At 59.2% G+C, this 12,339-nt stretch carries 11 protein-coding genes; 5 read left to right on the forward strand and 6 right to left on the reverse strand.

Features of this window, described 5'->3' with window-relative positions; translation table 11 throughout:
- Nucleotides 1-8: 8 nt before the first annotated feature.
- Entirely contained in the window at nucleotides 9-1,439 is a 1,431-nt protein-coding gene (locus V6P94_RS04345) for a coniferyl aldehyde dehydrogenase (protein WP_133075148.1), read from the reverse strand.
- Nucleotides 1,440-1,603: 164 nt separating this feature from the next.
- On the opposite strand from V6P94_RS04345, the gene V6P94_RS04350 reads away from it, so the two are divergent.
- Both V6P94_RS04350 and V6P94_RS04355 read left to right on the forward strand, forming a co-directional pair.
- The gene (locus V6P94_RS04350; protein WP_133075149.1) at nucleotides 1,604-2,272 is read left to right on the forward strand and encodes a TetR/AcrR family transcriptional regulator; all 669 of its coding nucleotides are present in this window, start codon (nucleotides 1,604-1,606) and stop codon (nucleotides 2,270-2,272) included.
- A gap of 30 nt (nucleotides 2,273-2,302) precedes the next feature.
- On the forward strand, nucleotides 2,303-3,157 hold the full coding sequence (locus V6P94_RS04355; protein ID WP_133075150.1) for a sulfurtransferase: 855 nt from the start codon (nucleotides 2,303-2,305) through the stop codon (nucleotides 3,155-3,157).
- Between the two features lie 39 nt (nucleotides 3,158-3,196).
- Here V6P94_RS04355 and V6P94_RS04360 read toward each other — a convergent pair whose 3' ends face one another.
- From V6P94_RS04360 to V6P94_RS04380, 5 genes are all read right to left on the reverse strand, one after another.
- On the reverse strand, nucleotides 3,197-4,039 hold the full coding sequence (locus V6P94_RS04360) for an AraC family ligand binding domain-containing protein (RefSeq protein WP_133075151.1): 843 nt from the start codon (nucleotides 4,037-4,039) through the stop codon (nucleotides 3,197-3,199).
- Nucleotides 4,039-5,070 carry a hydrolase gene (locus V6P94_RS04365; RefSeq protein ID WP_338649038.1) on the reverse strand — a complete coding sequence of 344 codons (1,032 nt, stop codon included), beginning with the start codon at nucleotides 5,068-5,070 and terminating at the stop codon, nucleotides 4,039-4,041. Before V6P94_RS04365 ends, V6P94_RS04360 begins: the two co-directional genes overlap by 1 nt.
- 311 nt (nucleotides 5,071-5,381) lie before the next feature.
- On the reverse strand, nucleotides 5,382-5,981 hold the full coding sequence (rsmD, locus tag V6P94_RS04370) for a 16S rRNA (guanine(966)-N(2))-methyltransferase RsmD (protein ID WP_133075153.1): 600 nt from the start codon (nucleotides 5,979-5,981) through the stop codon (nucleotides 5,382-5,384).
- Nucleotides 5,981-7,471, reverse strand: a complete 1,491-nt coding sequence (locus V6P94_RS04375) for an insulinase family protein (RefSeq protein ID WP_133075154.1) — start codon at nucleotides 7,469-7,471, stop codon at nucleotides 5,981-5,983. Before V6P94_RS04375 ends, rsmD begins: the two co-directional genes overlap by 1 nt.
- The gene (locus V6P94_RS04380; protein ID WP_133075155.1) at nucleotides 7,464-8,816 is read right to left on the reverse strand and encodes an insulinase family protein; all 1,353 of its coding nucleotides are present in this window, start codon (nucleotides 8,814-8,816) and stop codon (nucleotides 7,464-7,466) included. The genes V6P94_RS04375 and V6P94_RS04380 overlap by 8 nt, the downstream gene beginning before the upstream one ends.
- A gap of 356 nt (nucleotides 8,817-9,172) precedes the next feature.
- Between V6P94_RS04380 and ftsY the strand changes: the two genes are divergently transcribed.
- From ftsY to ftsX, 3 genes are read left to right on the forward strand one after another with little or no spacing between them, the layout of a single operon-like run.
- Nucleotides 9,173-10,642, forward strand: coding sequence for a signal recognition particle-docking protein FtsY (ftsY, locus tag V6P94_RS04385; protein WP_133075156.1), 1,470 nt, complete (start codon nucleotides 9,173-9,175; stop codon nucleotides 10,640-10,642).
- Entirely contained in the window at nucleotides 10,639-11,310 is a 672-nt protein-coding gene (ftsE, locus tag V6P94_RS04390; protein WP_019828060.1) for a cell division ATP-binding protein FtsE, read from the forward strand. The genes ftsY and ftsE overlap by 4 nt, the downstream gene beginning before the upstream one ends.
- Nucleotides 11,307-12,329, forward strand: coding sequence for a permease-like cell division protein FtsX (ftsX, locus tag V6P94_RS04395; RefSeq protein WP_133075157.1), 1,023 nt, complete (start codon nucleotides 11,307-11,309; stop codon nucleotides 12,327-12,329). Before ftsE ends, ftsX begins: the two co-directional genes overlap by 4 nt.
- Nucleotides 12,330-12,339: the final 10 nt, after the last annotated feature.

Genomic DNA, 12,339 nt, shown 5'->3' on the forward strand with positions numbered 1-12,339 from the left:
AGGCTCCGCTAGCGGATGAACAGTTTCTGGATCAGGCGCACCAACTGCCGGCCGTAAGGCGGGTAGATCATCAGCGAGCTGTTCCAGCGCTGTTTGACCAGGACCCCTTTGGCCTTGCTGAAGGTCAGAAACCCTTCGTGACCATGGTAATGGCCCATGCCCGAGTGCCCGACCCCGCCAAAAGGCAGGTCGTCGATGGCCACGTGCAGCAGTGTTTCATTGATGCTGACACCGCCCGAGTGGGTGTGCTGGATGACGCGCTGTTGCTCGGCCTTGTTGTAGCCAAAGTAATAAAGCGCCAAGGGGCGAGGTCTGGCGTTGATGTACGCCAATGCCTGATCGAGATGGGTATAGGTCACGACGGGCAGCAGCGGGCCAAAGATCTCGTCCTGCATGACCTGCATGTCGTCGCTGACCTCCAGCACCAGTGCGTGGGGCATGCGTCGCCCCTGGCCTTGTTCATATAACGGAACCAGGCGTGCGCCCTTGAGGGTCGCATCGGCTTGCAGTCGTTCAAGGCGCGCCACCTGGCGTTCGTTGATGATTGCGGTGTAGTCCGGGTTATCGATCAGGGTCGGATAAAAGCTGTGGACCGCCTGGCGGTAGGCGTCGATAAAACCGTCGACCCGGTCCTGGGGTACCAGCACGTAATCCGGGGCGATGCAGGTCTGTCCCGCGTTCAGGGTCTTGCCCCAGGCGATGCGCTGGGCGGCATCCTTGAGCGGTACATCGGCCGACACAATGGCAGGAGATTTGCCGCCCAGTTCCAGGGTGACGGGGGTCAGGTTTTCAGCGGCCGCGCGCATCACCTGCTTGCCCACGTGGGTGGAACCGGTGAACAGCAAGTGATCAAACCCCAGGCTGGAGAACGCTACAGCCACATCGGCTTCGCCCAGCACCACCGTCACCATGTCTTCGGGAAAGATGCGCCCCAGCAAATCCTTGAGCAAACGCCCTGTGGCCGGGGTGAACTCGCTGAGCTTGAGCATGACCCGGTTGCCGGCGGCCAATGCCCCGACCAAAGGGCCAATTGCCAGGTACAGCGGGTAGTTCCACGGCACGATAATTCCGACCACGCCCAGTGGCTGGTACACCACCTTGGCGCTGGCGGGGATAAACATCATGCCGACGCTGCGCGTTGAAGGCTTCATCCAGCGCTTGAGGTGTCTGAGGGTGTAATCAATGCTGTGCAGGCAAGGCATCAGCTCGGCAAACAAGGTTTCGTCCGGACTGCGATGGCTGAAATCCTGACTGATGGCGTCGATCAAGACTTCACGCTCGGCACTGAGCAGTTGGCGCAGACTTTTTAACCATTGCTGGCGTTGCGCAAGAGGTGCAAACGGATGGGCTGCGTAGGCCTGACGCTGTTTGTCGAGCAGTGAATTGAGCTCATCCTGAAGGGCTGAGACGTTGTGATCGTAGGCACTGTCGACAGACATGGTTGCTCCAGGCGTTTTTTCTATGGGTTTTTATCGTTGGAGAGCAGGGATGTTTTTAGAGCTTGTGCTCTAAGTTGTCAATCGCCGGGCCTGTCACCCGTGTTGTTTATCGATTCAAGGTTAGGCCGTAAGATGCCTTTCGTTTTTAAATTAAGCGCAAGCCCATGGCCATACGACTAAAAACCAGCCAGCGCATCGCCAATAGCAGCCTGGAGCTTTTTAACCAGCTGGGCGAACGCAGTGTCAGTACCAACCACATTGCGGCCCATATGGAAATTTCGCCGGGCAATCTGTATTACCACTTCCCGAACAAGCAGGCGATCATCTCGGTGTTGTTCAGTGAGTACGAAGCACTGGTGTTGAGTTTTTTACACCCGCCAGAAGGGCGTTTGCCCACCGTTGCCGACAAGCGCCATTACTTGCAGCAACTGCTGGATGCCATGTGGCGCTACCGTTTTTTGTACCGCGACATTGAGCATTTACTGCACAGCGATTCGGAACTGGCCATCCGCTATCGACGCTTTTCACAGCACTGCCTGACTCAGGCGCAGGCGATCTATGCCGGATTCGTCGAGGCCGAAATCTTGCGTATGACCTCCCAGCAAATCGAATCCTTGAGCCTTAACGCGTGGATTATTCTTACCTCGTGGGTCGGATTTTTATGCACCACCCGTGAGAACAGTGAGCAGCTCAGCGAGCAGGCGATCAAGCGTGGTGTGTATCAACTGCTGGTGCTGGAGGCGGGGTTTGTCACCGACCAGGCCCGTGAAGCAGTCGATGAACTGATCAAGGAATATTACGTTCCCCTGGAACATGCGCTGTACGCTCAATAACTGCATTTCACCCCCTCACAGGAGTTCACTATGCCCGTTGCGCAACTGATCAGCCCTCAAGCCCTGAATGAACGTCAGGCGCAGCCCGGCCTGGTTATTCTGGACTGTCGCTTTGCCCTGGAAGACCCGGATTATGGCCGTTGCAGTTATGCCGAAGGGCACATTGCCGGCGCACAGTTTGCCGACCTTGAGCGTGACCTGAGCGGGCCGGTGATCAAGGGCGTGACAGGTCGCCATCCGCTGCCCGATCCGCGCACCCTTGTGGAGCGACTGCGCACCTGGGGTGTAAATGCCGACAGCGATGTGGTGCTGTATGACGATGGTCCCGGTGCCTTTGCTGCTCGGGCATGGTGGTTGCTGACCTGGCTGGGCAAGCGCGACGGCGTGTTTATCCTGGATGGCGGCCTCAAGGCCTGGCATGGAGCGGGCTTTCCCCTGAGCCTGGATGCGGCTCCGACGTTGCGCGGCACGTTCGAAGGTAAACCTGACAGCCATATGCTGCTCAGCGCGGAGCAACTGCAAAAGCGCCTTGGCAAACCGCAGATGACCTTGATCGATGCCCGTGCGCAGCCGCGCTTTCGAGGCGAGGTGGAGCCCATCGATCCTGTTGCCGGACATATTCCAGGCGCGCAATGCGCAGCGTTCAGCGAAAACCTCGATAGCACGGGGCGTTTTTTGCCTGCCGAGCAACTCAAGCAGCGGTTCGCCGAAAAACTGGGGGATCGCTCGCCCGATGAACTGGTGGCCTATTGCGGGTCCGGTGTGACGGCGTGTCATAACCTTTTTGCGCTGGGGCTGGCGGGTTATCCGCTGGGCAAGCTCTATGCGGGCTCGTGGAGTGAGTGGATCAACGATCCGGCGCGTGGCATTGCTACCGGCGATTGATCAACCGAGGGCGGTTTAGTGTGTGGGAGCGGGCTGCAATCATCGGCGGTCCGAGTTGGCACTGGCCAAGCGATACGCACCAGGGCCAACGCCATAGACCTTCTTGAATTGCCGACTCAGGTGGCTCTGGTCGGCAAAACCCAATTGCGTCGCCACTTGTAGCGGCAAGCAGCCTTGTTGCAACAAGGCCCGGGCATGGGCGATGCGCTGCTGCATCAGCCAGGTGTGTGGCGGCATGCCAGTGGCTCGTTGAAACACCCGGGCAAAGTGGAACGCAGACAAGTTGACCGCTGCGGCGAGCTCTTCCAGTGAGGGTGGCTCTGCCAGCCGGGCGTTTAACAGTTCCTTGGCCCGGCTTACGGCACGATGCTCGACGCCGGGTTTTGCCGGCATCGGCAGGCGGGCATGGCGATTGAGCAGGGCTAGCATCATCTGGCGCCATACAGTTTGCTGGTGCAAGGCGGTTTCTGGCCCTTCCAGCAATTGATGCAGCCGGAACAACCCGTGAAACAGGTCGCTGTCGTACAGCAATGTGTCATTGAAGGTCGGCAAGTGCGTGGCGGGCAGTTCGAGTTCTTCGAGCAATTGTTGAATTTGCGCGTTGTCCGGGTAAAAAGCCCGGTAGCGCCAGCCCGCATCATGACCTTTGTGCCCATTGTGGACTTCGTCCGGGTTGATCAGCACCAGCGTGCCCGTGGCGGCCAGGTGTTCGGCGCCCCGATAGCGATAACGCTGGGCGCCCTCGACGATCATGCCGATCACAAAACCATCATGCACATGGGGCACGAAGCGGTGCTCGATATAGCGCGCCGTGAGCAATTCGACGCCCGTCAGGGGCTGCGTCTGCCAGAAGCGAATCGACTCACCCTGCTGTGCGTCCATTACTCGGACTCAAGCCGCAGCGCGGCCAGCCATTGGGGAATCCGTCGCTCAAGGTAGTAACCCGGCCTGGTCGGCGTACCTTCCAAAAAGCCGACATGTCCGCCTTTGGCGTGCAATTCAAGTTGCGTGCTGGGCGACAGCTCGCTGGTTTCAGGGATGCTGTGCTTGAACACGAACGGATCGTCCGTGGACTGGATAATCAGGGTTGGGGTGTCGATAGTACCGAGGAAGTAACGACTGGAGGCGCGACGGTAGTAATCATCGACGTTGAGATAGCCGTTAAGGGGGGCTGTCACACGGTCATCGAATTCCCAGAAGGTGCGCATCTTGCCCAGCGTCTTCACTGAACCCAGCTCGGCCAGTCTGGCCAGGCCTTCGTGTTGAGCATCGAGCTGGAACCGGTGCTTTTTGACTTTGACGTAGGCCAGCATCTCGCGCATGAAATGAGCCTGGTAGACCCTCGAAAACCCGAGGCCGATCCGGTCTGCACACTGGTCAAGACGGAACGGTACCGATACGGCGACGGCACCTTGCAAGCCACTATCGTGGCCGCTTTCGCCCAGATACTTGAGCAGCACATTGCCCCCCAGCGAATAGCCCACGGCATACAGCGGCGCCAACGGGTGTGTGGCGCGCAAATGCGCCACGGCCTCGGCCAGGTCTTCGCTGGCGCCTGAATGATAGCTGCGAGCCAACAGGTTGGGTTCGCCCGAGCAGCCTCTCCAGTTCAGTGCAGCACTGGTCCAGCCGCGTGCGGCAAGGGCGTTTTGCAGCCCCAGAACATAGTGCGAACCCGATGAGCCGGTCAGGCCGTGCAGCACCAGAACGACGGGGGCATATGCCTGCGGCGTGCCGTGCCAGTCCAGATCGAGAAAGTCGCCGTCCTTGAGCCAGATGCGTTCACGCCGATGCTCGATGGCAGGTTTTGTGCGCCATAACGGCCCCCATAACGTCTGGATATGAGGATTGCCCAAACCCGGCGCCGTGACAAACGGCTTGAGGGGTAAAGCATGGCTGGCTGAAAAAGGCACGGTGGTTCTCATCGGATGACAGGTACGGCGGGTGTCTAAATTGCCACATTGCAGCCCGGCACCCAAGTGTTGCGTAATGGCCAGTTAGTTATCTGATGGTTGGCATGCAACGGGGTCCCATCAAAAGAACCGGCTGGGCTTGCGAAGGCAGGAGAGGGTGTTACGCAGGGATTTTGTGTTTGCAGGCGCGCTCAAGGCATCGCCCGGACCGTGGAGCCGCTGCCGTAGGCTGCGATAAGGGCCGAAGGGATTGCTCTTGAAAAAGAGCAATCCCTTCGGGCTCGATCGCAGCCTGCGGCAGCGGCTACAGGTTATTGTGCGGCCGCAGCCTCACGCTGCCACAGGGCGTAGTTCACGCCCCCGGCTTTTTGCTCGCGGTGCAGGCGCCAGTTGGCAGGCAGGCTCAGTTCCGATGGGCGGACTTCGCTTTCGGTGTAAACCCATGCGTCATCGGCCAGCCAGCCGCGTTGCTCCAGCAGGTCGCAGGCCGGCTTGAGCAGGTCCTTGTTGAACGGCGGGTCCAGGAAAACCACGTCGAACGTGTCAGTTGCCGTCGCGTCCAGATAACGAAGGGCGTCGGTCTGCTGCACTTCGCCGACCGTGCAGCGCAGGATGCCCATGTTCTCGCGAATGTTGGAAATCGCATCGCGGTTGCTGTCCAGTGCCACGCCTTTGGCTGCGCCGCGGGACATGGCTTCAAGGAACAGCGCGCCGCTGCCGGCGAATACGTCCAGTACCTTGGCGCCGCCGATGTGCGGGGCCAACCAGTTGAACAGGGTTTCTCGCACGCGATCCGGTGTCGGACGCAGGCCCTCTACATGGGGGAAGTCGAGCTTGCGGCTGCGCCATTCCCCGCCAATGATGCGTAACTGACCCGCACCTGAGTGCGATGTGTTTTTTGGCTTTGCCATTAATGCTCCGGAACCCCAAGAGGTTGCTCTGAAGGTTTGTCGGTAGGAGGTGGCAGTGGTTTTTGCGGCACGGTTGGGCCAGCGGTCACTACGACCATTTTGTCGGCGCTCAGGTGCTTGTTCATGGCGGCCTTGACCTGATCGGTGGTCAGGTCCTGGGATTTCTGCATGAAGGTTTCAAGATAGTCCAAAGGCAAATCATAGAAGCCCATTGCGCCAAGTTGGCCGACGATGGCTGAGTTGCTGGCAGTGGACAGCGGGAAGCTGCCTGCCAGTTCACGCTTGGCATCGTCGAGTTCTTTTTGCGTCGGACCATTTTTCAGGTAATCAGCCAAAATGTCTTGCACCAATTTGAGCGTACCTTCGCTCAATTCGGCACGGGTTTGCAGGTTGATCATGAACGGGCCACGGGCTTGCATCGGGCTGAAGCCGGAATACACGCCATAGGTCAGGCCGCGCTTTTCACGCACTTCAGTCATCAGGCGCGTGCCGAAACCGCCGCCACCCAGGATGCTGTTGCCCAAAGCCAGTGCGGCATAGTCGGGATCGTCACGGTCAATGCCCAGCTGGGACACCAGCAAGTGGGTTTGCTTGGACGGGAACTCGATGTGGGTTGCGCCGGGTTTTGGCTCGCTCGGTTGCACTGTTTTTGCAACGGCCGGGCCCTTGGGCAGCGCGGCCGAAACCTGGGCTGCGATGGCTTCTGCTTCAGCGCGAGACAGGTCGCCAACGATCGCAATGACTGCGTTGCCAGCGGTGTAGGCCTTGTTGTGGAAGGCCTTGAGTTGATCGATGGTTATAGAGGTGATGCTTTGGGCGTTGCCATCGCTGGCGTGAGCGTACGGGTGATCGCCGTACAGGCGCTTGAACAGCTCATCGCTGGCCAGTTTTCCGGGGTTTTGCTTCTGGAACTCAAAGCTGGCGAGCAACTGGTTTTTGATCCGCGCCAGGGAGTCAGCCGGGAATGTCGGCTTGCCCACCACCTCGGCGAACAGATTGAGCGCCGGAGTGCGTTTGTCCACATCGCTCAGGCTGCGCAGTGAGGCAACGGCCATATCGCGATAAGCACCATTGCCGAAGTCGGCACCCAGGCCTTCAAAGCCCTGGGCGATGGCGCCTACATCTTTGCCGGCCACGCCTTCGTTGAGCATGGCGTTGGTCAGCAGTGCCAGGCCTGGCGTGTTGTCGTCCTGGCTGCTGCCGGCGGCGAAGGTCAGGCGCAGGTCGAACATCGGCAGCTCCCGTGCTTCGACGAACAGCACTTTGGAGCCTTCGGCAGTTTTCCAGGTTTGCACGTTCAGCGCACGGTGGCTGGGAGCCTTGCCGTCGAGTTCGGCCAATGACTGGAGTTTTTGCTCGGTCTTGGCCTTGTCCAGCGCCTGGCTTGCAACCGATTGGTCGGGATTGGCAAAAAAGTAGCCGAGTGCGCCAACCAGAACGGCAGCGCTCAGACCGAGCAGGGCGAAGCGGGAGGCTTTACGCTCACTCATGGGTTTTCTCCTCGGGCAGAACATGCGCAACGCTCAGGCGGTCGCGAGTGAAATAGGTGCGGGCGGCTTGCTGGATATCGGCCGGTGTGACCTTTTGCAGGTCAGCCAGCTCGGAGTCCATCAGCTTCCAGGACAGGCCGACGGTTTCCAGTTGGCCAATCGAGGTGGCCTGGCTGGTGATCGAGTCGCGCTCGTAGACCAGGCCGGCAATCACCTGGGCACGCACGCGCTCAAGTTCTTCAGTGGTAGGCGGGGTCTTTTTCAGGTCGTCGAGCAAACGCCACAAACCCGCTTCGGCCTGGGCCATGGTGACTTTTTTCTGGCTGTTGGGCATTGCTGAAAGCATGAACAGGCTGTCGCCACGGGTGAAGGCGTTGTAGCTGGACGATGCCCCGGAGACCAGTTCTTCACCGCGCTCAAGCTGGGTCGGCATGCGTGCGCTGTAGCCGCCGTCCAGCAGCGCAGAAATCAGGCGCAGGGCATTGGCGGTGATCGGGTCTTTGGCCGTCGCAATGCTTGGCACGTTAAAGCCCAGCATCAAGCTTGGCAGTTGGGTCTGTACGTGGATCTTGAGCAGGCGCTCGCCAGGGGTTGGCAGCTCCAGCGGGATTTTGGCGACAGGAATTTCGCGTTTTGGAACAGGCCCGAAGTAGCGTTGAGCCAGGGCTTTGACTTCATCCGGGGTCACGTCGCCGACCACGACCAGCGTGGCGTTGTTGGGCGCATACCACTCTTCATACCATGCGCGCAGTTCGCCAACGCTCATGCGCTCAAGGTCCACCATCCAGCCGATGGTCGGAGTGTGGTAGCCGCTGGACGGGAAGGCCATAGCACTGAACAGCTCGTAGGCTTTGCTCATGGGCTGGTCGTCGGTGCGCAGGCGGCGTTCTTCCTTGATCACTTCGATCTCGCGCTTGAACTCTTCAGGCGGCAGGCGAAGGCTGGCCATGCGATCGGCCTCAAGTTCAAAGGCCACGCCCAGGCGGTCGCGGGCCAGCACCTGGTAATAGGCGGTGTAGTCGTCGCTGGTGAAGGCGTTTTCCTGGGCGCCAAGGTCGCGCAGGATCAACGAGGCCTCGCCGGGGCCGACCTTGTTGCTGCCCTTGAACATCATGTGCTCAAGGGCGTGGGACAGGCCGGTCTTGCCGGGCGTCTCGAAACTGGAACCCACTTTGTACCAGACCTGGGAGACCACTACGGGCGCGCGATGGTCTTCGCGCACAATGACTTTCAGGCCATTGTCCAGGCGGAACTCGTGAGTAGGCTGCGGTTCGGCCGCCAGGGCCGAAAGCGGAAGTAAAACTGTGCTGAGCAACAGGCCAGCAGCGCGGCGGGCTAGATTCATTCGTTTTTTAACCTGTTGGGCTACCTGCTCGGCCTTAGCGTCTGCAGGTGAGGAGGTGCTAGGATACTGATCCGTTTTACCGGCGGCCACGCCTATCAGGCCATTTACGATCAGACTAAGGTTGATCGGGCAGTATAGGAGCCCGCTTGGAAGTGTGGATGTATCCCGGTAAATTTCGCATTTTTGCCGACTTTCCCGTGACAGACCCGAGTTAAGACGAAGTTCACGAGGTGCGTTTTACCCTCTGAACACAGTTGCGTGCGAACAAGCTGACAAAATTACAGTCTGTTTCACACCGAATATTATTTGCCGGGGCGCCACAGTGGCGCACCGCTACGATGAGATAGCCGTCCTCCATGTTTGGTTCCAACGACGACAAGAAGAACCCAGCTGCGGCTGGCGAGAAAAAAGGCCTGTTCGGATGGCTGCGCAGAAAGCCGCAGGAAACCGTCGTGGAACAGCCCGCGCCTGCGCCCGAAATTACCCCGCAGCCGTTGATTGAGGCCACTGTGGTCGTCGAGGCAACGCCTGAAGTGGTCGTCGTGGCCGCAGCACCAGCGGTTGAGCCAGCCATTGAACCGCCTGTCGCCCCTGAGGCGGCGCCCTGGCCGCCGTTGCCTGTTCCCGAAGAGCCGGTGGCACTGGTTGCCGACGTGCAAGCGCCGCATGTCGTGCCTCCGATTCCTGAGCCCGAGGTGGTTGTTCCCGAGCCGGTGATTGCCCCGGAGCCTGTGGTTGAAGAGCCCGAGGTGGTTGAACCCATCGTTGAGCCAGAGCCAGAGCCAGAGCCAGTTGCCGTTGTTGAGCCGGTCATCGTGCCAGCTCCTGTAGTGGCTGCAGCCGCTCCTGTGGTTGAAGCCCCGGTGCCGGCTCCGGTGGTTGCCGCTGAACCCAAGACAGGCTTCTTTGCCCGTCTCAAGCAAGGTCTGTCCAAGACCAGCGCCAGCATTGGCGAAGGCATGGCCAGCCTGTTTCTGGGTAAAAAGGCCATTGATGACGATTTGCTCGAAGAGATCGAAACCCGTTTGCTGACCGCCGATGTGGGCGTTGAAGCAACGTCGGTGATCATTAAAAACCTGACGCAGAAAGTCGCCCGCAAGCAATTGACCGATGCCGACGCACTGTACAAGTCGTTGCAGGACGAGCTGGCGGCCATGCTCAAGCCGGTTGAACAGCCGCTGAAAATCGAATCGCAAAACAAGCCATTCGTGATTCTGGTGGTGGGCGTCAACGGTGCCGGTAAAACCACCACCATAGGCAAGCTGGCCAAAAAGCTGCAGCTTGAAGGCAAGAAAGTCATGCTGGCGGCCGGTGATACCTTCCGCGCCGCGGCCGTTGAGCAGTTGCAGGTGTGGGGCGAGCGCAACCATATCCCGGTCATTGCCCAGCACACTGGCGCTGACTCGGCATCGGTGATTTTTGACGCCGTGCAAGCCGCCAAGGCCCGTGGCATCGACGTATTGATCGCTGATACCGCCGGTCGCCTGCACACCAAAGACAATCTGATGGAAGAACTCAAGAAAGTTCGTCGGGTTATCGGCAAGCTCGACGCCGACGCCCCGCACGAAGTGTTGCTGGTGCTTGATGCTGGCACGGGGCAGAACGCTATCAGCCAGACCAAGCAGTTTGATCAGACCGTTGCCCTCACAGGCCTGGCGCTGACCAAGCTGGACGGCACGGCCAAGGGCGGGGTGATTTTCGCCTTGGCCAAGCAATTCAATATCCCGATCCGCTTTATCGGTGTGGGTGAAGGCATTGATGATTTGCGTGACTTTGAGTCCGAACCCTTTGTCCAGGCTCTGTTTGCGGAGCGGGAGCGTCCATGATTCGTTTCGAGCAGGTCGGTAAGCGCTATCCAAATGGACACGTGGGCCTGCACGAGCTGAGCTTTCGGGTCCGTCGGGGCGAATTCCTCTTTGTGACCGGCCACTCCGGCGCAGGTAAAAGCACGCTGTTGCGCCTGCTGCTGGCGATGGAACGTCCGACCACCGGCAAGTTGCTGCTGGCCGGGCAGGACCTGGGGCAGATCAGCAATGCGCAGATTCCTTTCTTGCGTCGCCAGATCGGCGTGGTGTTCCAGAACCACCAGCTGTTGTTTGATCGCACGGTGTTCAACAACGTCGCCTTGCCGCTGCAGATTCTCGGGTTGTCCAAACCTGAAATCGCCAAGCGAGTCGACTCGGCGCTGGAGCGTGTTGCGCTGTCGGACAAAACCGATCTTTATCCAGGTGACTTGTCCACAGGTCAGCAACAACGCGTGGGCATTGCCCGAGCCATTGTCCATCGTCCGGCCTTGCTGCTGGCCGATGAGCCCACCGGTAACCTCGATCCGCGTCTGGCGGCGGAAATCATGGGCGTATTTGAAGACATCAACCGTTTGGGCACCAGCGTACTGATCGCCAGCCATGACCTGGCCCTGATCGCACGCATGCGCCATCGTATGCTGACCTTGCAGCGCGGGCGATTGATTGGCGACGGGGAGGCCGCCGTATGAGTGCAACACGCAGCTCCAAAGTGTCCGAACGCGTAGCACCCAAGGCAGCCGATCCGCAGCCACCGAAGAAAAAACACGACGATGACGATGGTCCGACCTTTGGCATGTTGTTTCACGCCTGGGTTGAGGCCCACCGTGCAAGCTTGCTCGATAGCCTCAAGCGCCTGGGCAAGCAGCCCATTGGCAGTTTTTTTACCTGTCTGGTGATGGCCGTTGCTCTGAGTCTGCCCATGGGCTTGTCGTTGTTGCTTAACAACGTCGAGCGCTTGGGAGGTTCCTGGCAGCGTGCAGCGCAAATCTCTCTGTACTTGCAGATGGATGCCAGCAGCGAGCAGGGTGAAAAACTCAGCGATCAGATAAAAGGTATGGCGGGGGTGGCTGACGCAGAATTCATCAGCCGTGAAAAAGCTCTTGAAGAGTTCCAGCAGCAGTCTGGGCTGGGCGAAGCGCTTAAAGAACTGCCCGATAACCCGTTGCCGGGCGTAGTGCTCGTGACCCCGGCCGAGGTCGATAAAGCCACACTTGAGGCGCTTCGCGAGCGTCTTGCGCAGTTGCCAAATGTGCAACAGGCGCAACTTGATCTAGTCTGGGTCGAGCGCTTGGCGGCCATCCTGAAATTGGGTGACCGTTTTGTGTTTGGCTTGACGGTGTTGCTGGTATCAGCTTTGCTGCTGGTCATCGGTAATACGATTCGTTTGCATATCGAGAATCGTCGTATCGAAATTGAAGTCATCAAGCTGGTCGGTGGTACTGACAGCTATGTGCGCAGGCCATTTCTGTACATGGGCGCGCTGTATGGTTTCGGTGCGGGAGTGCTTTCCTGGGGCGTTTTGGCTTTCGGCCTGAATTGGCTAAACGACGCGGTGGTGGGATTGGCTGGTCTGTATGGCAGCAATTTTGCCCTGGCGGGTGTGCCGGTAGCCGATGGTCTGTCTCTCTTGCTTGGCGCGGTGTTGTTAGGGTATATCGGTGCATGGATTGCAGTCGCGCGTCACTTACGTGAGCTTTCGCCCAAGTAGTGTCTTTACA

It is taken from the genome of Pseudomonas sp. ML2-2023-3, from assembly GCF_037055275.1.
GTDB lineage: Bacteria > Pseudomonadota > Gammaproteobacteria > Pseudomonadales > Pseudomonadaceae > Aquipseudomonas.

Bases quoted from the DNA above. Each gene is read 5' to 3' on its own strand.
- V6P94_RS04345 (WP_133075148.1), bottom strand. From the start codon at position 1,439: ATGTCTGTCGACAGTGCCTACGATCACAACGTCTCAGCCCTTCAGGAT.
- V6P94_RS04350 (WP_133075149.1), top strand. From the start codon at position 1,604: ATGGCCATACGACTAAAAACCAGCCAGCGCATCGCCAATAGCAGCCTG.
- V6P94_RS04355 (WP_133075150.1), top strand. From the start codon at position 2,303: ATGCCCGTTGCGCAACTGATCAGCCCTCAAGCCCTGAATGAACGTCAG.
- V6P94_RS04360 (WP_133075151.1), bottom strand. From the start codon at position 4,039: ATGGACGCACAGCAGGGTGAGTCGATTCGCTTCTGGCAGACGCAGCCC.
- rsmD (WP_133075153.1), bottom strand. From the start codon at position 5,981: ATGGCAAAGCCAAAAAACACATCGCACTCAGGTGCGGGTCAGTTACGC.
- V6P94_RS04375 (WP_133075154.1), bottom strand. From the start codon at position 7,471: ATGAGTGAGCGTAAAGCCTCCCGCTTCGCCCTGCTCGGTCTGAGCGCT.
- V6P94_RS04380 (WP_133075155.1), bottom strand. From the start codon at position 8,816: ATGAATCTAGCCCGCCGCGCTGCTGGCCTGTTGCTCAGCACAGTTTTA.
- ftsY (WP_133075156.1), top strand. From the start codon at position 9,173: ATGTTTGGTTCCAACGACGACAAGAAGAACCCAGCTGCGGCTGGCGAG.
- ftsE (WP_019828060.1), top strand. From the start codon at position 10,639: ATGATTCGTTTCGAGCAGGTCGGTAAGCGCTATCCAAATGGACACGTG.
- ftsX (WP_133075157.1), top strand. From the start codon at position 11,307: ATGAGTGCAACACGCAGCTCCAAAGTGTCCGAACGCGTAGCACCCAAG.